At 72.6% G+C, this 22186-nt stretch carries 22 protein-coding genes; 8 read left to right on the plus strand and 14 right to left on the minus strand.

The window, feature by feature from the left end:
- Positions 1 to 86: 86 nt before the first annotated feature.
- From DEI82_RS05435 to DEI82_RS05445, 3 genes are all read right to left on the minus strand, one after another.
- Positions 87 to 536 (minus strand): MarR family winged helix-turn-helix transcriptional regulator, encoded by a 450-nt coding sequence (locus DEI82_RS05435; protein ID WP_111036037.1) that lies wholly within the window; start codon positions 534 to 536, stop codon positions 87 to 89.
- Positions 537 to 734: 198 nt separating this feature from the next.
- Positions 735 to 1220 carry a hypothetical protein gene (locus DEI82_RS05440; protein WP_111036038.1) on the minus strand — a complete coding sequence of 162 codons (486 nt, stop codon included), beginning with the start codon at positions 1218 to 1220 and terminating at the stop codon, positions 735 to 737.
- A gap of 89 nt (positions 1221 to 1309) precedes the next feature.
- Complete coding sequence (locus tag DEI82_RS05445) at positions 1310 to 1648, minus strand: DUF3140 domain-containing protein (protein WP_111036039.1); 339 nt, start codon at positions 1646 to 1648, stop codon at positions 1310 to 1312.
- Positions 1649 to 1861: 213 nt separating this feature from the next.
- Here DEI82_RS05445 and DEI82_RS05450 point away from each other — a divergent pair, with 213 nt between their 5' ends.
- Together DEI82_RS05450 and DEI82_RS05455 are read left to right on the plus strand one after the other, a co-directional pair.
- Positions 1862 to 3556 (plus strand): glycoside hydrolase family 13 protein, encoded by a 1695-nt coding sequence (locus tag DEI82_RS05450; protein WP_111036114.1) that lies wholly within the window; start codon positions 1862 to 1864, stop codon positions 3554 to 3556.
- Between the two features lie 78 nt (positions 3557 to 3634).
- The gene (locus DEI82_RS05455) at positions 3635 to 5701 is read left to right on the plus strand and encodes a prolyl oligopeptidase family serine peptidase (protein ID WP_111036040.1); all 2067 of its coding nucleotides are present in this window, start codon (positions 3635 to 3637) and stop codon (positions 5699 to 5701) included.
- A gap of 78 nt (positions 5702 to 5779) precedes the next feature.
- Here the strand turns inward: DEI82_RS05455 and DEI82_RS05460 are convergent, their stop codons facing one another.
- Positions 5780 to 6151, minus strand: a complete 372-nt coding sequence (locus DEI82_RS05460) for a hypothetical protein (RefSeq protein WP_111036041.1) — start codon at positions 6149 to 6151, stop codon at positions 5780 to 5782.
- 121 nt (positions 6152 to 6272) lie between these two features.
- Here DEI82_RS05460 and DEI82_RS05465 point away from each other — a divergent pair, with 121 nt between their 5' ends.
- From DEI82_RS05465 to DEI82_RS05475, 3 genes are all read left to right on the plus strand, one after another.
- A complete protein-coding gene (locus DEI82_RS05465; protein ID WP_111036042.1) occupies positions 6273 to 6989 on the plus strand; it encodes a haloacid dehalogenase type II in 717 nt (238 codons plus the stop codon).
- 77 nt (positions 6990 to 7066) lie between these two features.
- On the plus strand, positions 7067 to 7498 hold the full coding sequence (locus tag DEI82_RS05470) for a hypothetical protein (RefSeq protein ID WP_111036043.1): 432 nt from the start codon (positions 7067 to 7069) through the stop codon (positions 7496 to 7498).
- A 56-nt stretch (positions 7499 to 7554) separates the two neighbouring features.
- Positions 7555 to 7908, plus strand: coding sequence for a hypothetical protein (locus tag DEI82_RS05475; protein ID WP_181435110.1), 354 nt, complete (start codon positions 7555 to 7557; stop codon positions 7906 to 7908).
- 51 nt (positions 7909 to 7959) lie between these two features.
- On the opposite strand, the gene DEI82_RS05480 is transcribed toward DEI82_RS05475, so the two are convergent.
- The gene (locus DEI82_RS05480; protein ID WP_111036044.1) at positions 7960 to 9048 is read right to left on the minus strand and encodes an alpha/beta fold hydrolase; all 1089 of its coding nucleotides are present in this window, start codon (positions 9046 to 9048) and stop codon (positions 7960 to 7962) included.
- Positions 9049 to 9154: 106 nt separating this feature from the next.
- Between DEI82_RS05480 and DEI82_RS05485 the strand changes: the two genes are divergently transcribed.
- A complete protein-coding gene (locus tag DEI82_RS05485; RefSeq protein ID WP_220037236.1) occupies positions 9155 to 9949 on the plus strand; it encodes an aldo/keto reductase in 795 nt (264 codons plus the stop codon).
- Positions 9950 to 10038: 89 nt separating this feature from the next.
- Here the strand turns inward: DEI82_RS05485 and DEI82_RS05490 are convergent, their stop codons facing one another.
- Positions 10039 to 11484 carry an MFS transporter gene (locus DEI82_RS05490; protein ID WP_111036045.1) on the minus strand — a complete coding sequence of 482 codons (1446 nt, stop codon included), beginning with the start codon at positions 11482 to 11484 and terminating at the stop codon, positions 10039 to 10041.
- Positions 11481 to 11951, minus strand: coding sequence for a MarR family winged helix-turn-helix transcriptional regulator (locus DEI82_RS05495; RefSeq protein ID WP_111036046.1), 471 nt, complete (start codon positions 11949 to 11951; stop codon positions 11481 to 11483). The genes DEI82_RS05490 and DEI82_RS05495 overlap by 4 nt, the downstream gene beginning before the upstream one ends.
- A gap of 77 nt (positions 11952 to 12028) precedes the next feature.
- On the opposite strand from DEI82_RS05495, the gene DEI82_RS05500 reads away from it, so the two are divergent.
- On the plus strand, positions 12029 to 12589 hold the full coding sequence (locus tag DEI82_RS05500; RefSeq protein WP_111036047.1) for a cysteine hydrolase family protein: 561 nt from the start codon (positions 12029 to 12031) through the stop codon (positions 12587 to 12589).
- 30 nt (positions 12590 to 12619) lie between these two features.
- Here the strand turns inward: DEI82_RS05500 and DEI82_RS05505 are convergent, their stop codons facing one another.
- The 3 genes from DEI82_RS05505 to DEI82_RS05515 form a co-directional block, all read right to left on the minus strand.
- Complete coding sequence (locus DEI82_RS05505) at positions 12620 to 13081, minus strand: GNAT family N-acetyltransferase (protein ID WP_181435111.1); 462 nt, start codon at positions 13079 to 13081, stop codon at positions 12620 to 12622.
- Positions 13082 to 13286: 205 nt separating this feature from the next.
- A complete protein-coding gene (locus DEI82_RS05510) occupies positions 13287 to 16811 on the minus strand; it encodes a DEAD/DEAH box helicase (protein WP_181435112.1) in 3525 nt (1174 codons plus the stop codon).
- A gap of 32 nt (positions 16812 to 16843) precedes the next feature.
- Positions 16844 to 17458: a TetR/AcrR family transcriptional regulator gene (locus tag DEI82_RS05515; RefSeq protein WP_258371973.1), complete on the minus strand. Its 615-nt coding sequence runs from the start codon at positions 17456 to 17458 to the stop codon at positions 16844 to 16846.
- A gap of 174 nt (positions 17459 to 17632) precedes the next feature.
- Between DEI82_RS05515 and DEI82_RS05520 the strand changes: the two genes are divergently transcribed.
- Complete coding sequence (locus DEI82_RS05520; RefSeq protein WP_111036050.1) at positions 17633 to 18658, plus strand: aldo/keto reductase; 1026 nt, start codon at positions 17633 to 17635, stop codon at positions 18656 to 18658.
- 111 nt (positions 18659 to 18769) lie between these two features.
- Here the strand turns inward: DEI82_RS05520 and DEI82_RS05525 are convergent, their stop codons facing one another.
- The 4 genes from DEI82_RS05525 to DEI82_RS05540 all read right to left on the minus strand — a co-directional run bounded on the left by DEI82_RS05525 (position 18770) and on the right by DEI82_RS05540 (position 22183).
- Positions 18770 to 19672, minus strand: a complete 903-nt coding sequence (locus DEI82_RS05525; RefSeq protein ID WP_111036051.1) for a hypothetical protein — start codon at positions 19670 to 19672, stop codon at positions 18770 to 18772.
- Positions 19669 to 20379: an RNA polymerase sigma factor gene (locus DEI82_RS16165; protein WP_181435113.1), complete on the minus strand. Its 711-nt coding sequence runs from the start codon at positions 20377 to 20379 to the stop codon at positions 19669 to 19671. The genes DEI82_RS05525 and DEI82_RS16165 overlap by 4 nt, the downstream gene beginning before the upstream one ends.
- Before the next feature lie 187 nt (positions 20380 to 20566).
- A complete protein-coding gene (locus tag DEI82_RS05535; protein WP_111036052.1) occupies positions 20567 to 21826 on the minus strand; it encodes a hypothetical protein in 1260 nt (419 codons plus the stop codon).
- 3 nt (positions 21827 to 21829) lie between these two features.
- On the minus strand, positions 21830 to 22183 hold the full coding sequence (locus tag DEI82_RS05540; protein WP_111036053.1) for a hypothetical protein: 354 nt from the start codon (positions 22181 to 22183) through the stop codon (positions 21830 to 21832).
- Positions 22184 to 22186 lie beyond the last annotated feature (3 nt).

A 22186-nucleotide genomic window follows, 5' to 3' on the forward strand; every position in this document is an offset into this window, starting at 1 on the left:
TTCCGGGCATGACGGATGGCGCGCCGACGGACGCCGGCACGGCGGTGGTGGGGGTGCGACCCGCGGACGGGCGCGCGGGCGACTGGCTACTGCTCCCGCGTCGGACGCGGGAGTGCGGAGGTCACCTTGGTGAGCAGGGCGTGGAGGGTGTGACGCTCCTCCTCGCTCAGGGGCGCGAGGATGGTCTCCTCGGCGTCCCGCATCGCGTCGTCGAACCCGGCGATGAGCTCGGCGCCGGCCTCGGTGGCGTACACGCGTTTGCTCCGTTCGTTCCCGGGTTCCGTGCGGCGCTCGATGAGTCCGCGTCGTTCGAGCCCCTGCAGGAGACTCGAGACGCTGGCCGGGGTCGTCCGTGTCATCGCGGCGATGTCACGCTGGATCGCACCGGGGTTCTGCACGAGGAACCCGAGTGCGAAGCCCTGCTGGTGGCTCAGCTCGCGCTGCCGGATCCAGTCCAGTCCGGCCTGCTGCTGCGCCCAGCCGACCCACCGGAGCAGGTCCATGTTGGTCGTGAGTTCGGGCTCCTGTTCGCTCATGGTCAGAACTCTGACAGTTCGACATCTAACTGTCAAGGATCAAACCGACCGATCCTGTTCGGGGCGCGACGGCCGGGAGGCGCGTGACGGCCGGGGCGCGCGACGGCCGGGAGCGCACGACGGCCGGGAGCGCACGACGGCCGGGAGGCGCACACGGCGCCTCCCGGCCGGGAGTGGTCCTGCGGTGGTGGTCCGGGGTCAGTACCCGAGCGGCTGGGCACCCGTCTTCCGCGCCTTGACCGCGGCGAAGTAGGCGCTCGACGGCCGGAGGTACATGAGGATCGTCGCGACGATGGCGGCGACCTCACCGACCGCGTTGATGCCGTGTCCCCCGAGGATGGTGAAGACCGACAGGATCGTCAGGATGAGGAGCACGATGCGTGCCCAGTTCGCCCCGCGACGCATGAACACGTCGAACAGGGCGAACGCGATGATGGAGAGCACGCCGATGACGATCGCGATCACGAGTCCGGCGACGAGCGCGGCGTGCACCGTCGACTCCGAGAGGTTGCTCGACGTCGACGCGACCCGTCGCTTTGCTTCGTCCTCCGCCGTGCCGAAGGTCGAGATCGAGACGATGAGGCTGACGATCTGGGCGAGCACGGCGAGCATGAACAGCCAGAACGCGGCGTTCACCAGCGTCGGCGGGGTGGCACGGGCCTGGCGCTCGGAGGCGTAGGTCATCGGGACTCCTTCGTCGGAAGCATGAGCGTGGTTCGACTGTGAGTCTGCCCGTTCAGCGGCCGCCGCGTCCGCTGGCATGTGTGCCCCGCTCAGGTCGAGGGCTTGAGCGGGTCGTGCCCGATGGACATGAGCCGGTGCCGCCACTCCGCGTCGCCGGCCGTCGGCTCGCGGTCGTCGCCGCGCTCGGCCTGCACCTCGGCGACCACGGTCTCCATGACGGTGACGTCGTCGTCGGTCAGGTCCGTCCTGCGCTTGCCGAGGATCTCGAGCACGGCGCGCGAGCGCTCGTCACCGGCCTGGTCGGCGAAGGCCTCGCTGTCCGGCTGCGACGCATCGGTCTCGAGCCACTCGCGGAGTTCGCGCGAGGTCATGTTGACGGCCGCGTGGAAGTCGTCCCAGGGGGCGTCGTCGATGTCGGTGTGGGCCATGGAACCTCCTGCGTGGGTGGGAGAGCGGACCGGTCGGACCGCGGACGAGGACCGGTCCGACGCTAGACGTCGGGTGCCGTGCCCCTTCAGCTGCGGGTCAGGGACGCGGGAAGCGGGCCTGTCGCCGTCGGGAGCGCCATGCTGGGGGTGATCGTCCGCCGTTCGTCGACGTCCCTCGTGCAGGGACCACGACCATCCCAGGAGGCCAACGCCATGTCCGAACCCACCACCCCGGGCCTCACCGCACGCGACGACGGCGAGCTCATCGCCATCGACGGCACCGACCCGGACTGGTGGCGCCAGGCCGTCGTCTACCAGGTGTACCCGCGGAGCTTCGCCGACAGCAACGGGGACGGTCTCGGCGACATCGCCGGTGTCACGAGTCGCGTGCCGTACCTGCAGCGGCTCGGCGTCGACGCCATCTGGCTCAGCCCGTTCTACCCGTCCGCCCTCGCCGACGGTGGGTACGACGTCGCGGACTACCGGAACGTCGACCCGCGGCTCGGCACGCTCGACGACTTCGACGCCATGGTCGCCGCCGCGCACGACGCCGGCATCAAGGTGATCGTCGACATCGTGCCGAACCACAGCTCGAACGACCACGCGTGGTTCCGGGAGGCGCTCGCCGCCGAGCCCGGTTCCGCCGCCCGCGAGCGCTACGTGTTCCGCGACGGGCTCGGCGACGACGGGCAGATCCCGCCCTCCACGTGGCAGTCGAACTTCGGTGGCAGCGCCTGGACCCGCACCACGGACCCCGATGGCACGCCGGGCCAGTGGTACCTGCACCTGTTCGCGCCCGAGCAGCCCGACTTCAACTGGGCGAACCCGGAGATCCGCGAGGACTTCCACACCACGCTCCGGTTCTGGGCCGACCGCGGGGTGGACGGGTTCCGCGTCGACGTCGCACACGCGCTGGCGAAGGACCTCAGCGAGCCGCTCCGCGACGCGAACCCGAAGGACTTCGACCTCCCGCTCGACGGCAGCGACCCGCTGTACGACCGCGACGAGGTGCACGAGATCTTCAGCGGCTGGCGGCGGGTGTTCGACGAGTACGACCCGCCCCGCACCGCGGTCGCCGAGGCCTGGGTGCCGAGCGCGCGGGTCGCCCTCTACGCGCGGCCGACCGAGCTCGGGCAGGCGTTCAACTTCGACCTGCTCCGCGCCGACTTCGACGCCGGCACGTTCTCGCGGATCATCGACGACAACCTGCGGCTCGCGGCCGAGAGCGGTGCGTCGAGCACGTGGGTGCTCTCGAACCACGACGTCGTCCGCCACGCCTCCCGCTACGCGCTGCCCGCCGGTGCGGACGAGGAGGACTGGCTCATGTCCGGCGGCACGCGTCCTGCGGCGGACGAGACCCGGGGAGTCCGCCGCGCCCGCGCCGCCACGCTCCTCCTGCTCGCGCTGCCGGGCTCGGCGTACCTGTACCAGGGCGAGGAGCTCGGACTCCGTGAGGTCGCGGACCTGCGTGAGGAGGACCTCCAGGACCCGGTGTGGGTCCGGAGTGCGCACACGCGCAAGGGCCGTGACGGCTGCCGTGTCCCGCTGCCGTGGGACACGTCGACGCCGGCGTTCGGCTTCGGCCCGGCCGCGCCGCACCTGCCGCAGCCGGCGTGGTTCGCCGACCTCGCCGTGTCCGTGCAGGACGGTGCGCCCGACTCGACGCTCGAGCTCTACCGGGCCGCACTCCGCGTCCGCCACGCGCTGCAGCAGGGCGAGGACCTCCGCTGGCTCGACGCTCCGGGGCCGGACGCGATCGCCTTCGCCCGGCACGACGGCTGGGTGTGCGCGATGAACTTCGGGACCGCCCCCGTGCCCGCGCCCGCCGGCTCGGTCGTCGTCGCGAGCGGTGGACTCACCGCGGCTGGCGTGCTCCCGGGGGAGACCACGGTCTGGGTGCGTCCCTGACCGCTGACCGGCAGCGGTGCCTGACCGCTGACCGGCAGCGAGAACGCTGGTCGGCGCCCCGCCGTACGCTCGGAGGCGATGACCTCCTCGCTCTTCGCCGACCTCGACTCGTTCATCCGCCACCCCCGCGTCACGGGCCTCGCGCTCAGTCACGACGGCGCCCGCCTCGTCGCGACCGTGCAGGAGCCCGACGCGGACGCCGCCCGGTACCGGAGCGCGCTGTGGGAGGTCGACCCCGTCGGCGATCGCCCGCCGGTCCGCCTGACGTCCTCGGAGCAGGGGGAGTCGTCGCCCGCGTTCACCCCGTCCGGCGACCTGCTCTTCACGTCGAGCCGCCCCGACCCGCGCAGCGGCGAGAACACGGAGGACCCCGCGCTCTGGTCGCTGCCAGAACACGGTGAGCCGATCCGCGTCGCGACGAGTCCCGGTGGCGTCGGGAGTCCGCTCGTCAGCCGCTCGGGTGTGGTGATCGTGACCGGCAGCCGCCTGGTCGGCTCGTCCGACGCCGACGAGGACCGAGCCCGCCGCGAGCGCCGGAAGGACCAGGCGGTCACCGCGATCCTGCACGACGGCATGCCCATCCGCTGGTGGGACCACGAACTCGACGACACCGAGGCGCGCCTGCTCGTGCTCGACGACGCGGGGGCCACCGCCCCCGACGCCGCTCGGGCCAGCGACCGGGAGGCCCGTCCCACCCCGCTCCGGGACCTCGCCCCCGACGCGGGGCAGCGCTTCCGGAACCCCGAGTTCGACATCGCTCCGGACGGCTCCTTCGTCCTCGCTCGCGCCACCGAGCGGGTCACGCGCGGACGCTCGCATGCCGTGCTCCTCCGGATCGACGTCGCGACGGGGGAGCGGTCCGTCGTCGTCGACGAGGACGGCGCCGACGCGAGCCAGGCGCGGATCGCGCCCGACGCCTCCCGGTTCGCCGTCGCGATGCGCGTGCGCGGGACGTACGACTCCCCGCACCAGGAGTGGATCGAGGTCCGCAGCATCGACGGCGGAGCAGCGGTGCGGCTCGAGCTCGGCGACATCACAGCGAACGACGTCGTATGGACGGCCGACGGAACGGGCCTCCTGGTGACGGGTGACCTGCACGGCGCGGGGGCGGTCGTCCTCGTCGACCCGACCTCCGGTGCCATCGTCCGATGGCTCGTCACCGACGCGTCGTACTCGAACCTCCTCGTGCACCCGGACGGGCGGACGCTGTTCGCGCTCCGCTCGGCGATGGGCCGTCCGGCGAGCCCGGTGCGGCTCGACGTGACCGCGGAGGACCAGACGCCCGCGTTCCTGCCGGCCCCCGGCGTGGTCGACACCCTGCCCGGCACCGTGCAGCGAGTATCGGCCGAGGTCGACGGCGTCGAGGTGCCCGGATGGTTGTTCCTGCCGGACGACGCGCACCGCGGCAACGGCCCGGCACCCGTCATGACGTGGGTGCACGGCGGACCGTTCTCGTCCTGGAACGCCTGGTCGTGGCGCTGGTGCCCCTGGCTCGCCGTCGAGCGCGGGTACGCCGTCGTGCTGCCCGACCCGGCGCTCTCGACCGGGTACGGCGACGAGTGGATCGCGCGGGCCTGGCCGCACCGCGCCGCGATCGTCTGGCGTGAGGTCGAGGGCGTGCTCGACGCCGTCCTCGCCGACAGCGACCACCGCCTCGACCCGACGCGGACGGCGTTGCTCGGCGCGAGTTTCGGCGGGTACATGACGAACTGGATCGCCGGCCACACCGACCGCTTCGACTGCATCGTCACGCACGCCGGGCTCTGGTCGCTCGACCAGCAGCACGACACGACCGATGCCGCCGAGAACAAGAACGGGATCTTCGGCACCGAGCAGGAGCACCCGGACTGGTACGCGCAGAACTCGCCCGACCGGACCGCCGAGGCGATCACGACGCCGATGCTGCTCATCCACGGCAACCGGGACTACCGCGTGCCGGTCTCCGAGGCGCTGCGGGCGTGGTGGGACCTGGTATCGGGGTTCCCGGGCGCGCCCGAGGACATGCCGCACCGGTTCCTGCAGCTCACGAGCGAGAACCACTGGGTGCTGTCGCCGTCGAACTTCCGTGTGTGGAGCGAGACCGTGTTCACGTTCTGCGACCAGCACGTCCGCGGCGGGGAGGCCCTGACCAACCGGATCGATTGAGGGATCGCGATGGACTGACGCGGCCACATCGAGGGTCGTCGCCCGTTCGTCCCGGCGCGGCCGCCGGCCTCGGTGCCCTCACATCTCGGACAGCGCCACGCTCATCATCGCGACGACGGCGAGGACCGCGACCCCGAGTGCCACCGCGCTGAGGGCCAACGCGGGCCGCACGGCGAGTGCGCGCCGCCGCTCCGGGTCACCGGACCGACCGGGGACGAGCCGCTGCACGAACGGGAGCCGCCCACGGGTCGCCAGGTAGACCACCGCCGGGACGGCGAACGCCGGCACGGCGAGGTAGACGACGAACTCCGAGCACGCGCCCACGACGATCGCGACGGTCAGCAGGACGAGCACCCGCCCGGCTCGACCGAGGTCCTTCCGGACGAGCGCATCCGTGATCGGCAGGGCGATGCAGAGACACATGACGGGTACCAGGACGAGGAAGGGCATGGGAACGGCCTCCAGGGATCCGCGGGCGGGTGGTACCGATCGTGGCGGACCGTGCACCGGAGCGGCATCCGTCGTGAGGATGACCGTTCCCGCGGTCGGAAGTGATCCGTAGGTTGGGCGCATGACCGACCAGGGAACCGGCGTCGACGCACTCCTCGTCGACACCATCGGCACCGTCGTCGACGACGTCGGGACCATCCGGGACCGTCTGGCGGTGGCGCTCGCCGCGCATGCCGGACACGACGTCGACGCGATCGCCCGTCGATGGGACGACCTGATGGACGCCGCCATGGCGGCGGTCAACACCGGGGAGGCCCCCTGGCGCCCGCACCGCGCGATCCGACGGGAGGCCCTCGACGACCTCGTCGCGGACGGCTCGCTCCCTGCGCTGTCGGCCGACGAACACGACGCGCTCGTGGACGTCACCGAGACGCTCCGGCCGTGGCCCGATTCGGCGGACGCCCTCGCGACGCTGGGACGGCAGGTGGTGGTCGCGTCCCTGTCGAACGCGGACCTCGACGAGCTCGCCGCGCTGTCGCAGCGTGCCGGACTGCGCTGGCACGCCGTGGTCTCCGCGCAGTTCGCGCGTGCCTTCAAACCCGCGGCCTCGGTGTACCGGACGGCGTTGGAGCTGCTCGGCGTCCCCGCCGCCCGCACGATGATGGTGGCGGCGCATCCGTGGGACCTCCGGGCGGCGGCCTCGCTCGGCATGCAGACCGCGTTCGTCGCTCGCCCGTCCGCCGACGCTCCGGCGCCCGACGACCGCTTCACGATCACGGTGCGCGATCTCGCCGACCTCGGAGCGCGCCTGCCGACTCTGACGCACCGGCCGGACTGAGACCGGGCCGCGACCGCCTGACGTGATCATCCCCTCGGCGGATGTGCGAGCACTCCTCGCGTTGCCATGCTGCCGTCATGGGGAACGACGGGGTGTGGGCGGGCTTCGACGACGAGTGGGCGCCGGACCCGCTGGCCGATCGGCGTCCGCGGGCGAGTGCGGGCGCGTCGGTCGTGGGGATGACGCTGCTCGTCGGCTATGCGGCCGCGCTCCTGGGCGCCTACCTCGTCCTGCTGGCCCTCGTGCGTCACGAACCGCACGCGGCGCTCGCGACACCCTCGTGGTGGGTGCAGGTGGCCGCCCTGCTGCTCGGGCTGTTGTCCGTCGGCTCGGTCATCGCCGCGACGAGCGTGCTCATGCTCGGCGTCCGAGGCACCCGGTCCGCCGACCCGGGACACCGCACGCTCGGGGTCGTCGTCGTCGTCCTCGGCGCGATGGCCGTCCCCGTGTCGTTCTGGGTGCTCGTGACCGGTGGCGTCACCGCGCTGTTCGGCTTCGGCGGGTTCTGACATCGCTGGCGGATCCGGGCCTCGGCTGCGGGTACGACGACGAGGGGATCGTGACGATGACCGACCGACAGACCTACCACGGAGATCCGACCGCGACGGCGCGGAGTGCACAGCGCGGCAGCAGCGGCACGTACGTGGCGCCCGAGTTCGCCGAGGTCGACCACCGCGAGCCGCTCACGCCGCTGCGTCCCCGGCAGCTCGCCGTCCGGGTCGTCGTCTCGGTGGTGCTCGGCGTCATCGGACTGTTCGACCTCGTTCGCGCGGTGTCGGGCATCGTCGCGGCGGCAGACCCGGGCGCTTCCGCCCCGGTGGCCTCCTCGATCCTGCTGTTGCTCCTCGCGCTGGCGTTCCTGACCTACCCCGCCATCAACGTCGTGCGGTGGGCGCGCTGGCGGCACGCCCGCCGCTGAGCGGGGCCGGGTTCGTCGCTGCCGCCAGGAGCTGACCGAACGACGCCGCCGTCACCCCTCGACCTCGACCGCTCGTCGGACGCCCCACAGGTAGTCGTCGGGTCGCTCCCACGCCGCGAAGTGCCCGCCGTGCTCGAACTCCCGCCAGTCCACGATCCGGAAGCGTCGCTCGGCGAACCGTCGCGGCGCGTTGACGAGGTCGGCGGGGAACACCGTCATCACGGTCGGTACGTCGATGCGACCCCAGTCCTTGCCGCCGCCCACCGCGTAGGGCGCGAACGACGTGCCGATGCATCCGCTGACCCAGTAGGCGGTGATCCAGGTGAGCAGCTCGTCGGGCGAGAACGGCGGCGTGTCCACCGCCTGGTCGGTCCAGCGGTCGAGCTTCTCGCCGATCCAGGCGGCGAGCCCGGCAGGCGAGTCCGCGAGCCCGACCGACAGCGTGTTCGGTCGGGTCGACTGTTCGTGCATGTACCCGCCCTCGTCCCGTTGCCACTGTCGACCGCGCTCGACGTAGGCGCGCTCGTCGTCGTCGAGGTCGTCGGGGAGGCCGCCGAGGAAGTGGTACTGCGACACGTCCGTCAGGTGCAGCGCAGCCACCGCTCCGGGGTGCCGGGCCGCGATCGCCTCACCCACGTCACAGCCGGCGTCCCCGGCCGAGACGACGAACCGGTCGAACCCGAGGTCGAGCATCGCGGCGTGCACGGCGTCCGCCATCTCGATCGCCGACCAGCCACTCCGCTCCGTCGCCGCGGCGAACGGGAAGCCCGGCAGCGCCGGAACGACGCACGTCACGTCGTCGACGCGGTCGAGCACCCGCTCGAACCGGAGGACCGAGTCCGGCCACCCGTGCAGGAACAGGACGACCGGGGCGTCGGCGCCCGCACGGTGGACGATCGCGTTCACCGGTGTCGCCGACCCCGAGCGCACCCATGGCCGGGCGAGGACGCGCGCCTCGTGGTCCTCCCACCGGTAGGCGTCGGCCCAGTGGTCGAGGAGGGCGTCGAGGTCGCGCCCCGCCATGCCGAGGTCCTGACCGGCGCGGTCGACGGCAGGCAGCACCCGGCGTGCGCGCACGCGCTCGCGCAGGTCCCGCAGGACGTCCGGATCGACGGGGTGGAGGACGGTCCTCGTGCTCATGTCCCCATGCTGCACCGGGGGAAGCGACGAGGACAGGGGTCGTGCCTCCCGGCCGGTCGGCGAGTGAACGCTCACCCGCGCCCGCCTGGCGGAGTAGACAGGCGTCATGCCCAACGACGCGTACAACGAACCAGCCGTCGCCCTGCCCACCGCCTCGATGCCGCTGCTCGGCTTCGGCACCTGGCAGATCGAGGACGCCGACGCCCCCGCTGCCGTGAGCTCGGCCCTCGAGGCCGGCTACCGCCACATCGACACAGCCACCGGCTACGCCAACGAGCGCGGGGTCGGTCGGGCCGTCGCCGAGTCCGGACTCGACCGCGACGAGGTGTTCATCACCACCAAGCTGCCGCCGGAGCACGGCGGCCGTGAACGGCAGACCATCTCCGAGAGCCTGGACAAGCTCGGCGTCGACCAGCTCGACCTGTGGCTCGTGCACTGGCCGCCGAACGGCGAGGCGACCCCGGCGGTGTGGGAGCAGGTCATCGCCGCCCAGCAGGACGGTCTGACCAAGGCCATCGGCGTCAGCAACTACTCGCTGGCGCAGATCGACGAACTCATCGACGCGACCGGCGTGACCCCGTCGGTGAACCAGGTGCGCTGGAGCCCTGCGGAGTACGACGTCGCCTTCGCGCAGGGGTTGGCCGAGCGGGGCGTCGTCCTCGAGGGGTACAGCCCGTTCAAGGCCTCGAACCTCCAGGACCCGACGTTCCTCCGCATCGCCGAGGCGCACGACGCCGACGCCGCGCAGGTCATCGTCGCATGGCACATCGCGCACGAGTTCGTCGTCATCCCGAAGTCGTCGCAGCCGGAGCGCATCCGCTCGAACGCGCGCGGCGTGACGTTCCAGCTGACCGAGGACGAGGTCGCCGCGATCGACGCCCTGGGCGGCACCGCCCGCTGACGCACGACCCCGCGAGATCGCAGTCGTTGCCGTTCCAGACGCGGTCTGAACGGCAACGACTGCGATCTTGTGAAAGAGGGGGTGGACGGTCAGGGCGTCCGGGCCGGGCGCGAGAGCGCTGCGAGCGAGCGATCGGCGAGCGTCAGCGCCACGAGGACCGCGGCCGCCACGACCATGATCCACGCGAGTTCGTGCAGCCCGGGGGTGGTCGCCCGCGCCCCGAACGCCGCCCCGCCCGACGCCGACGCCACGATCGCGCCGAGGTACGAGAACGTCCGGAGCAAGCCCGCGGACGCGCCGACCCGCTCGGGGTCCGCCTGGTGGTACAGGGCGTTCTGGTTCGCCAGGTTGAGCAGCCCGAGCGGGATCCCGACGAGCGTGGTGAGGGCGAACAGGAGCCACACGGCCGTGCCGGACCCCACGGCGAGGAGCAGGACGCAGCCGACGAGCAGCAGGACGCCGCCGACGACGAGCTTCGCCCGCACCTCGGGCCGTCTGCCGGTCAGGGTCGACACGACGATGGCCGCACCGAACAGGGGGAGCAGCACGAGCCCCGCGGCCGATGCCGACAAGCCACGGCCGTCCTCGAGCCACTGCGTGAACCCGTAGAGGAACGCGTAGCTGACGACCTGGGCGACGAGGGCGCGCGCGAACGTCCCGAGCAGCGGGAGGTTGCCGGCGAACACCCGCACGTCGATGAACGGGTCGACGGCACGGAGTTCGCGCACCGTGAAGGCGACCGCGGCGGCGACGGCGACCACGAGCAGCCAGACGAGTGCCGGCCGCAGGTCCATGAGGAACAGCAGGAGCGCGAGGAGCGTCGCCGCGAAGAGCAGGACACCGGCGACGTCGAACCGCGCACGCGTCCGGGTGGCGTCGAGCGCGGTGTGCCGGGGGAGTGCGACCCAGCCGAGCACCAGACAGGCGACACCGAGCGGGATGTTGACCGCGAACGTCGCCCGCCACCCGCCGAGGGCGATGAGGAGTCCGCCGAGCGTCGGCCCGATCACCGCGATGGTCTGCGTCGTCACGGCGAGCGCGGTGAGCACCGCCTGGGGGCTGTCCTGCCCGGTGCGGCGGCCCTCGGCACGGATGAGCGTCATCGCGGCGGGGTACCCCGCGCACGTGCCGAACCCGAGCACGACCCGGGCGGCGACGAGCCACCCGAGCCCGGGGGCCGCGGTGCCGATCACGCCCGCGACGAGGGTGAGCACGGCGCCGACGAGGAACAGCCGCCGCGGCCCGAACGTGTCGACGAGTCGCCCCACCAGGGGCTGCCCGATCGACGTCGCCAGGTACAGCGCGGACACCAGCCAGGCGGTCTCCGACGCGGGGGCGCCGAACGCGGCGGCGATCGGCACGAGGGCGACCGCGATGATCGACGAGTTGATCGGGTTGAGGATCGACCCGAGCATCATCGGCGCGAGCAGGCGCCGGTCGATCCGGTCGGGAGGCGCGGCGCGGCGCGGTCGTCCGGCTCCCGGCGTGGACGGTGCAGTGGGGCGGGGGAGCCGCCCGGTGTCCGACTCGCTCATCGGTCGGTGCGCTCCGTCGGTGCCTCGGCGACCCGGTCGAGCAGCGCCAGGGCCTCGAGCAGGCGACGACGCTCGTCCTCCGTGTACCGCTCGGCCATCACCTCGGTGAGCCACTCCTGCCGCGCGGCGCGGTTGCCCTCGTTCTGCACCGACCCGGCGTCGGTCAGGCCGACGATCTGGCGGCGCCCGTCGGTGGGGTCGGGTGCCCGCTGCACGAGCCCTGCGGCCTCGAGCGCGGTGAGGGTGTTCGCCATCGACTGCGGCCGGACGCCCTCGAGCACGGCGAGAGCCGAGGCGGTGGTCGCCTCGCCCTTGCCGACGCGGGTCAGGACGGACGCCTGCGAGGGAGTGAGGTCGCCCTCGGCCGCGACCTCGCGCAGGCGGCGGAGGAAACGGCCGACGGCCACGCGCACGGCCAGCGAGGTCGCCGCGGGGGATGCGTCGAGTGGGATCGGTTCGTCGGACATGATCGGCAGCCTAGACTGCGCATCAGTACCTGTACAGTCAGGACTGTCGAAATCCACACGACCACCGGAGGCTCGCCATGTCCACACCCGTCCTGCTCGTCATGGACTTCCAGACCAGCATCGTCGACCGGCTCGGCTCGCCCGAGGTCCTGGCGGCCGCCACGCGCGCGGTCGATGCCGCCCGCACGAGCGGCGTGCCCGTGGTGTTCGTCCGCGTCGCCTTCCGCGCGGGGTTCCCGGAGATCGCCGCGTCGAACAAGAGCTTCGGCGCGATGCGGCAGCGGGGCGACGCCGCCGGCTTCGACGAGCGCTCGACCGCGATCCACGCTGCGTTCGCGGTCCGCCCCGACGAGGTCGTCGTGACGAAGCGCCGGGTCAGTGCCTTCACCGGCAGCGACCTCGACGTCGTGCTCCGCGCTGCCGGGGCGACCGAGCTCGTCCTCGCGGGCATCGCCACGAGCGGGGTCGTGCTGTCGACCCTCCGGCAGGCCGCGGACCTCGACTACGGGATCACCGTCCTCGCCGACGCATGTGCGGACGCCGATCCCGAGATCCACCGGGTCCTGACCGAGAAGGTCTACCCCCGACAGGCCGACGTCACGACCGTGGACGCTTGGGTGGCGAACCTCCGCGGATGACGCTGCCGGGCCTCCCGGCCGTCCCGCGGATCAGACCAGGATCTTCGAGACGCAGACCACGTCCGCCACGAGGGTGTGCGCACCGAACGGGGCGATCGGCACGTACCCGCGGCGCAGCAGCGTGTCCGTGATGTCCGCGTCGCCCGGGGTGCCGGCGTGCACGAGGGCGGGGGAGCCGAGTTCGCCCGCGACCTGTTCGAGGCGGCTAAGCAGCGCGCTGCCGATACCGGCGCCCCGGGCGTCCTCGCGGATGAAGAACGACTGGATCTCGAGCACGCCATCGGCGACCTCGCTGAGGACCCCGTAGCCGAGCGGCTCACCCATGCCGTTGCGGACCGTCAGGTTCGCCGCGACCGACGCCGGGGGCAGCGTCCGTGCCATGCGCGGGGGGAGCCCGGCGCTGAGGAGTGCGACGGCCCGCAGGCGAACGGCGTCCTCGCCGCTGTACGGCTCGTGGTCGATCGTGATCTCGGATGGTGCTGTGGTGCTCATGAGCGTCATTGGTTCCTCGGTTCGGGTTGCACAGGGCGACCGCTCGGTCGCCCCACTGCACGTCCGGAGTCGCCACGTCCAGGGCCGGGCGGGAACTCGGATTCGCTAGTCTGTCTAGCAAATCAGGTCACACCGGGGGCACGCTGTGAGTCCTGTCTCCGGTGACCACCCAGTGCGGGGTGTGGTGGATCCAGACGGAACTGTCCTACTCCAGGAGCCCCCGCACGTCCTCAGCCGTCAGCGCTCCCGAGAACGTGTCGTCCTCGTCGATGACCGCGTCGAACAGTTCCCCCTTGCGGGTCGCGAGGGCCAGGACCTTGTCCTCGATGGTGTCCTGCGCGATGAGGCGGTGCACGCTCACGGGGACCCGCTGCCCGATGCGGTGCGCGCGGTCGATCGCCTGGGCCTCCGCCGCGGGGTTCCACCAGGGATCGAGCACGAACACCGTGTCGGCCTCGGTCAGGTTGAGGCCGAACCCGCCCGCCTTGAGGCTGATGAGGAACGCCGGCGCACTGCCCTGCTTGAACCGGTCGATCACCGCTGCGCGACCGGTCGTCGACCCGTCGAGGTACTCGTACGCCACGCCGCGCGCGTCGAGCCCGGCCGCGACGAGCCGGAGGAACGAGGTGAACTGACTGAACACGAGGGCACGGCGCCCCTCGGCCTCGAGCTCCGCGAGGTCGTCGAGCAGCAGGTCGAGCTTCGCCGACGGCACGGCCGAGTCCGGGTCGATGAGCGCCGGCGAGAGGGCGAGCATCCGCAGGAGCGTCAGCGAGCGGAACACGATCATCCGGTGCCGGTCCATGTCGTCGAGCAGGTCGAGCACCTTGAGCCGCTCGCGCTGCAGGGTCCGGTCGTAGAGGGCGCGGTGCTCCGGGTCGAGGTCGACGTGCAGCACCTGCTCGACCTTCTCGGGCAGGTCCGCCGCCACGGACTCCTTGGTGCGCCGGAGCATGAGCGGCCGGATCCGCCGCCGCAGTCGACCCATCACATCGGCCCGCTGCTCCGGTGTCAGGTCCGGGGACGCCACCGGCTTGACCACGTCATCGGTGAACCGCGTCACGCTCGACAGCAGACCCGGCGCGACGACCGAGAAGATCGACCACAGGTCCATGAGCCCGTTCTCGAGCGGCGTCCCGGTGATCGCGAGCTTGAACGGCGCGGGGAGGTCCGCCGCGAGCCGGTTCGCCTGGGACGTCCGGTTCTTGACGAACTGCGCCTCGTCGAGGACCAGCCCGGCCCACTCCTGCTGTCGGTACGCCGCCGCGTCGAGCCGGAACAGCGCGTACGAGGTCACGACGACGTCCGCCTCGGCCGCGGCGTCCCGGAGCATCCGCCGTCGCTTCGCGGTCGTCGCCGTCACGCCGCGCACCACGAGCGACGGGGTGAACCGCGCCGCCTCGGTGACCCAGTTGCCGACGACGCTCGTCGGCGCGACCACGAGGAACGGGCGACGGTCGGGAGCCGCGGCTGACGGGCCTCCCGACCGGTCCGGTGCGGCGTCCCCCGAGCCAGCCCGCGCGCGTTCGCGCTCCCGCACGCCCGCCACGAACGCGAGCGTCTGCAGCGTCTTGCCGAGCCCCATGTCGTCCGCCAGGACCCCGCCGAGCCCGTGCTCGTACAGGAACGTCAGCCACGCCAGGCCCTCGCGTTGGTAGGGGCGGAGCTCGGCGTGCACGGACTCCGGCACGGACACGGCCGTGATCACCGGGTCGTCGTCGGTGGCGTCCTGGAACCGCAGGAGGCCCTCGACGGTCTCGCGCCACCGGGCGTCCTGCACGGTCTCGTCGGCGAGCTGGTCGAACTCCGACCACAGTGCGGCCTGGTACGGGCTGATGCGGTAGCGGCCGGGCTCCCACTCGTCGAGCTCGGTCGCCTCGTCGATGAGGCGCTTCAGCTCGTCGAACACCGGGTTCTGCAGTGACATGTACGTGTTGTCGATGAGCTTGAGCTTCCGCTCCCGCTTGGCGAGCGCCTCGAGCAGGGGCGTGAACGGGACCGTGCGACCCTCGACGGTCACGAGGAACCCGAGGTCGAACCAGTCGCGGTGCGGGCTCGGCATCGTGGTCAGGGTCAGCTTCGGCTGGTCCGTGAGTTCCCGGTAGTCCGGGCGCTCGCCCACGATGCGGACGCGCAGGTCGTCACGGGCCTGGAGTGTCGGCAGGGTCGTCGTCGTGAACTCGATGGCGTCGGAGCCGTCGAGCACCTGGTCGCCGTCGTCGGAGTCCCCGTCGTCGGCGTCGCTTCCGTCGACGTCTCCGCCGCGGTGGCGGTCAGGGACCGGGTCGACGCCGGTCCGGCTCGGCCAGCGCACGCCGGGAGGCGCGTCGACCTCCAACAGGTCCGGAACCGGTCCGTGCGCTGCCGGGAGGTCCCGTCGGCCGTCGACGTGCCAACGCCAGCTGAGCAGCACGCGGTCCTCGGGCTCGAACGTCACGGTCAGGACGAACTCCGGCGGCGTGCGGTCCGGGAGCTCGAGCGAACCGTCGGCGCTCACGAGGTCCACGCTGCCGCGCAGGCGGGGCGAGACGTCGTGCAGGAACTCGTCGACGTCCGCGGGCGGGACGGTGATGCGGTCCCCGGTCGTCAGGAGACGGCGCTGGTCCTCGCGCAGGGGCGTCGGTGTCGGTGCGAGGGTGATGTGCAGCGCGGGGGAGCGGCGGAAGGCGTAGACGCCGTGGGTGCCGATCGCGCCCGCGGCCCCCGGCGGGATCGGACGGCCGTCGACCAGGGCGAGCGCGCCGAGCTGCACGCCGTCCGACGTGCGGGACGCATCGAGGACGACCCGGGCCTCCCGGCCGACGACGACGGCACGGGCGTCGTCGGCGGTCCCAGCCGTGGTCGCGGTGTCGGTGACACGGCCGCGCCCGCGTGCCGCGGCCTTCGTGCCCGCCGCGACGAGCCCGATGCCGAGGCGGTCGGCCTCGTGCAGCAGCGGCCACAGCAGCGGGCTCGCGAAGTCGTCGAGGAAGAGCCAGTCGCTCTCACCCGGCGCGGAGACCGCGTGGGCCGAGCGGTGCAGCGCGGCGAACTGCAGGAACCAGGCGTGTTGGTCCGGGGCCGCGCCGAGGCGGTTGCGGGAGTAGGGGAGCGACCCCCAGGTGAGCTGCCCGCGGACCCAGTTGCCCGCAGCGCTGCGCGTGACCGGGCGGACGCCGAGGCGGACACGGCTGCCCGTCGACCCGGCGGCGTCGCGACCCGCCGCCGCGCGGGCGAGTCGCTGCGGGACGAGGTCGCGGAGCTCGAACTGGAGGCCCATCGCGGTCGTCCGTGCGCTCGCCGGCCCGGGGCCGCCGGCGAGCGACCCGAGCGCCGTCCGCCAGTGCTCGGGCGGCGCGGCCACGGCGTCGTCGACCGCCGTCGCGGCGAGGCCCGTCGGCTCCACGAGTCCGGTGAGTCCGGCCGCGCCGGTCAGCCCGGGGTCGCGCCGGACCGCGGCGGCCATGACCTCGAGGAGCGCCGCCGCGACGTGCTTGCAATCGCCACCGATGGGGCACGTGCAGGTGTTCCGGCCGGGTCGGCTGAATGGACCGCGGGTGGGCGTGAGGTGCACGCTCACCTGGTACGGCTCGGGGCCGGAGCCCTGCACGAGGGCGGCGAGCGTCTCGTCCGCGTCGTCCCAGCGGGTCCCGAGCACGCCGCCGGCACGCACGAGGTCCTTCGCGCGCCCGAACGGACGCGGGCCGACGAGTCGGATGACGTCGACCGCGTCGACGAGCGGGGCGGGCATGTCCCCCATCGTCGCAGGAGCGTCCGACGTCGTCAGTCGCCCGGCTCCGCCCGCAGTCCCGCGAGCAGCAGCCGCACCATGCGTTCGGCACGGCCGGACCGCTCTGTCCCGGGAGGCCCACCCGCGTGACAGAGGTCTGCGACCGCCCCGAGGAACTCGGCGGCGTCGACCTCGTGCACGACGTCCCCGGACGCGGTCGCCGCGGTGAGCAGCCGATCGAGCGTCGGTGCGAGTCGCGTCGAGAAGTACTCGGCGAGCGGTTCGTACGCCGGGTCGCCCGAGTGGAGTGCCGCTGCGAGCCCGCGCTTCGTGGCGACGAACTGGGTGTAGCGCATGATCCAGCGGTCGAGTGCCTCGCCCGGCGGCGAGGTGGCCTCGATCTCGTCCGCAGCCGCCACGCACGCGTCCATCTCACGCCGGAACACCGCCGAGATGAGGTCCGAGCGGAGCGGGAAGTGCCGGTACAGGGTGCCGACCCCGACGCCCGCGCGTTCGGCGATGGACCGAACGGGCGCGTCGACACCGGCGTCCGCGAACACCGCCTTCGCGGCTTCGAGGAGGGCATCGACGTTCTGCCGCGCGTCCGAGCGCATCCGTCGGCCGGCCGGGGCGATCGACGCCTCGGTGTCGCTCGTGGGCGCGGGCATGGTGAGGCTCCTCTTGCGGCGGAACAAAGTTCCGCATAAGGTGACGGAATCAAGCGGAACAACGTTCCGGATATCCGATCGCATCGAGCGGTCTTTCCGGAAGGTCGTTCCGATTCATCGATCATACGACCCGCCTCGGCTGACAGGGCGGCGCGGGTCCGGAAGTGGAGCACCATGCAGTACCGCACTCTCGGCCGCACCGGCATCAAGGTCACCCCGTACGCGCTCGGCGCGATGATGCTCGGGAGTCTCGGCAATCCGGACCGGAAGGAGGGCGTCCGGATCATCCACCGGGCCCTCGACGCCGGCATCAACCTCGTCGACACCGCCGATCGCTACGGCGACTCCGAGGAGGTCGTCGGCGAAGCGCTGAAGGGCCGCCGCGACGACGTCGTCCTCGCCACGAAGTTCTGGGGTCCCGTGGACGACGACGTCAACCACCGGGGCGCGTCGCGGCGCTGGATCACCCAGGCGGTCGAGCGATCGCTCCGCCGCCTGCAGACCGACCACATCGACCTGTACCAGCTCCACCGCCCGGACCCCGACACCGACATCGACGAGACGCTGTCGGCGCTCACCGACCTCGTGCGGCAGGGCAAGGTCCGCGCGATCGGGTCGTCCTCGATGCGCGGCTCCGAGATCGTCGAGGCGCAGTGGACGTCCGAGCGCCGCGGGTTCGAGCGGTTCCGCACCGAACAGCCGAACTACTCGATCCTCGACCGTGAGATCGAGCGCGAGATCCTCCCCGTCGCCGAGCGCCACGGCATGGGGACCCTGGTCTACAGCCCGCTCGCCGGTGGCACCCTGACCGGGCGCTACCGGGCGGGTCAGGACAACGACGTGTTCCGCTCGTCGGTCTCCGGGATGCGGCACTTCCGCGACGAACGTCGCCTCGCCACCGTCGAGCAGCTCATCACGCTGGCCCAGGAGGTCGGTGTCCCACTCACCCACCTCGCGATGTCGTTCGTGATCGCGCATCCCGGGGTGACCTCCGCCATCGCCGGACCCCGGACCATGGAGCAGCTCGAGGACACGCTCGCCGGGATCGACGTCGCGCTGTCGGACGAGGTGCTCGACCGGATCGACGCGATCGTTCCGCCCGGCGAGAGCGTCGGGGCGATGGACATGGTCTACCGCGGCCCGGAGGTCGGCGACCCGGCGCTGCGCCGACGCCCGGCCGCGGAGCGCTCCGCCGCCTGACCGCCCCGTTCTTCCGCGAGATCGCAGTCGTTGCCGGTATCTGCGGCTCCAGAGCGGCAACGACTGCGATCTCGAAGAAGGGGGGGGTGGCCGGGCCGGTGGGAACGCTGGTCAGCGCAGCGCGGAGAGGGCGTCCGTCGACGCCGAGTGCGTCGCGCCGTCGCTCGTCGTCCACGTCACGGTCAGGTCCCCGAGGTCCCCGGTGTCCCGGTCCGCCGGCGGCCACCACGCGGTCCACAGGCCGTCCCCGACGGTCGTCGTGATCGTCCGGCCCGAGGCGGTGTGGAGCACGACGCCCGTGACGTCCGACCCGACCTGCCCGTACGCGCGGCTGATCGCCTGGCCGCCCGATCCGTTCATCTCGGTGCTCTGGACGTTGACCGTCCCGGCGGCGAGCACCGGCAGCGGGGTCGAGCGGTCGTCGATGAGCTCCCACGACACGACATGTCCGGAGCCGACGAGGCACCAGCGCCGCGCGCCGTCGCCCGCGCTCGACACCACCATGGTCAGGACCGAGCCGCGGCGGTCGACGTCCGACACCGAGATCCGTCCGGCCGCCGGGGTCGCGTCGGTGCCCGGGGACCCGGTGCACTGCCGTGCGAGCGCCTCGATCGACGAGGACGTCGCCGACGGGTGCGAGGGGACCGCCGTCCACGAGGCGATCTCGGCCGTCGACAGGCTCGTCGCGTGTCCCGGCAGCTGGTGGTACAGGTCGCGGGCGATCGGCAGGCCGACCACCGCGCCGCCGAGGAGCAGCGCGCCGCCCGCCACGGTGGCACCGGTCGCCCAGGCGGCCCGTGTGATCGGCCCGCGTCCGATCCGCGTCGCCGGCATCGGCCGGGAGGCCCGGGACGAGCCCGTCACGCGGCCCACCTCCGGCTCGGGGTCGAGTCGGACGATCGCGGCGAGGAGGCGCTCGGCGCGGTCGACCTCGCTCGGGGTCAGGTCGGCGCGGGGCTCGGGGTCGAGGGTGCCGAGCTCGTCGTCGATTCGTGCTGCGTGCGGTCGTGTCATCGTCGTGCCTTCCGGTCGAGGCGGAGTGCGGTCATCGCGGCGGGGGAGTCCGGGCGTTCGGGGTCCGGACCCGTGACGGGCGTGGGCCAGGTGGCGGGCGGCTCTTGGGCCTCCCGGCCGGTGTCGGGGGTGGGCCAGATGGCGGCGGGCGGCTGGGCCTCCCGGCCGGTGTTGGGGTGCGTGGCGGCGGCCGGTGCCGTCGACGATCCGCGTCGCTCGCCCTCGTCGGAGTCGCGGAGCACCGCTGCCAGGCGGCGTCGGGCGCGACTGGCGCGCATCGAGTAGGCCGCACGGCTGATGCCGAGGACGGCGGCGGCTTGCGCTCCGGTCATGCCCTCCCAGACCTGCAGGGCCAGGGCCTCCTGGTCGAGCTCGTCGAGCGAGCGCCACGCGAGGGCGAGGTCGTGCCGACGTTCGAGCGCCGCGATCGGGTCGTCGCTCGGAACCGCGACCGATGCCTCACCCTGCACCCGGACGGCGAGTCCGGTCCGACGTCCGGCGCTCCGGGCGGCGTTGAGCATGACGTTCCGCGCCGTCCGGTAGAGCCAGGGAAGCGGTGCGACGAGCATCTCGTCCTGCCGGCGCCACGCGGCGACGAAGGTCTCGGACACGACGTCGTCCACGGCCGCCGGATGCGCTCGTCGACGGACGAACCGCAGCACCGCGGGGTAGTGGAGCCGGTACAGCTCGGTGAATGTGGGGTCCACGGGACTCCTTCGGATCGGTGGTCACCCTGGATGTGTCCGGCACGCCCCAGTGTGCAACCGGATCCCCTTGTCCCCTTGTCCGCGGAATCGCACTCGTTGCCGTTCTGACCCGGGCCAGAGCGGCAACGACTGCGATCTCGGCGCTCAGATGGTCAGGGTGGCGGTCGGGCGGCCGGGAGGGACGGCTTCAGGACGCGAAGTCGAGGTCGAGCACGCCGTCGACTGCCTCCGACCGCGGCGGCACCTGCCCCGTGTCGAGCATCTCGTCGAGGTGGACCGACAGGTAGAGACGGACGATCGGGCGGCCGCTCGCGTCGTGGACGGGGACCCGACGGCGGAACCGGACGTACGGGTACCGCCGGTGCTCGAACGTGGCGACGACCACGTCGCGCGGCCAGGCCCCCTCGACGACGACCTCCACGTTGCGGTAGTCACTCGACACGCGGTGCATCGCATCGTCCTCGGCGGTCCACATGACGGTGTCGGAGCTGAGCCCGGTGAACTGCGAGCGGACTGCCTCGACGTCGGCGACGATCTGTTCGTGGCTGCGCTCGGCGAGGTGCCAGCGTGTCCCCGCGACGCTGTCGAGCTCGATGCGATCCCGCCAGGGATGCACCGTCGCCTCGCGGTCGTCGAGATGGCGCTCCCACCGCTCGCCCCAGTCGTCACCCTCGTCGGACGGGTCGCCGTCCGACCGGTCGTCGTCCGACGGGTCGTCGTCCGACGCGTCGTCGGCGTCGTCCCACCGCTCGCCGTCGGCCGCGGACCGCCCCTCGACCGTGGGCAACGAGTCGGTCACGATCCGATCCGGGAGGCCCTGCCGCACGTCCACCTCGACGGTGCGCGGCTCGTACCGGATGTCCCAGGACCGGTGCGCCGGGACGTGGCGCGGACCTGCCGCGTGCACGCGGAGGCGCAGCACGTCACCGACCCGCTCGACCGCATCCACGAGGTGGTCGACGACGATCGTGCGCCGCGCGCCGTCGATGCCGACGTGCACGATCTCAGTGGGAGGCGTGGGGAGCGGTGTCGGGGCGGGTCCGAGCGGCCGTTCGTCCTCGTCGTCGCCCGGGAAGCGGATGTACCAGCCGGAGCCCGGGCCCTCGTCGTCGGCGTCGTTCCCCGTCGCAGCGGCGAACATGGCCGCCGTGGCGACCACACTCGGGCCCGCCGCCTCGGACTCGGCGGCGGCGTGGTCGCCCTCCGCGTGGTCCTCGGGGTGGTCCTCGTTCTCGTCCTCGTCCTCGTCCAGCCAGGTCCCGTCCTCCTCGTTCCAGCCGTCCGCGTCACCCCACGCGCCCGCGTCCGGCCAGAACGCCTCGTCGTCCTGGTCGTCGGATGGCGGCGCTTCGAGCGGCAGGTCCTCGACGTCGGGGAACGAGGTTGCGTCGTCGGGCTGTTCGTCGTCCTCGGATCCGATCCAGAGCGAGGGACCCCGCGGGTCCACCGTCTAGAGCCCGGCCGCGTCGGCGCTGCTCGGCCGCCGGGGACTCAGATCGACCGAGGAGGTCCTGCCGTCGGCCCCGACGTGGACCGCGGTCCAGGTCGGGCCGGTACGCGTCCCGGCTCCGCTGTCAGGGATCTCGCCGTCCTCGGACTCCTCGTACACGACCCAGACTCCGTCCGGGGCGGCGATGACTTCCGTCGACGGTGCGTGCTCCGGGAGCGGCGCATCCGGCCAGGTTGCGAATCGAGTGTCGTCATCGGTCACGAGTGCGGCGACCGGGCGATACTCGTCGACCACGATCGTGATCGCGCCGATGACGACGGGGGGCAGGGGTTCGAGCGGATCGACGCCGGTCACGCG

Source organism: Curtobacterium sp. MCBD17_019, from assembly GCF_003234555.1.
GTDB lineage: Bacteria > Actinomycetota > Actinomycetes > Actinomycetales > Microbacteriaceae > Curtobacterium.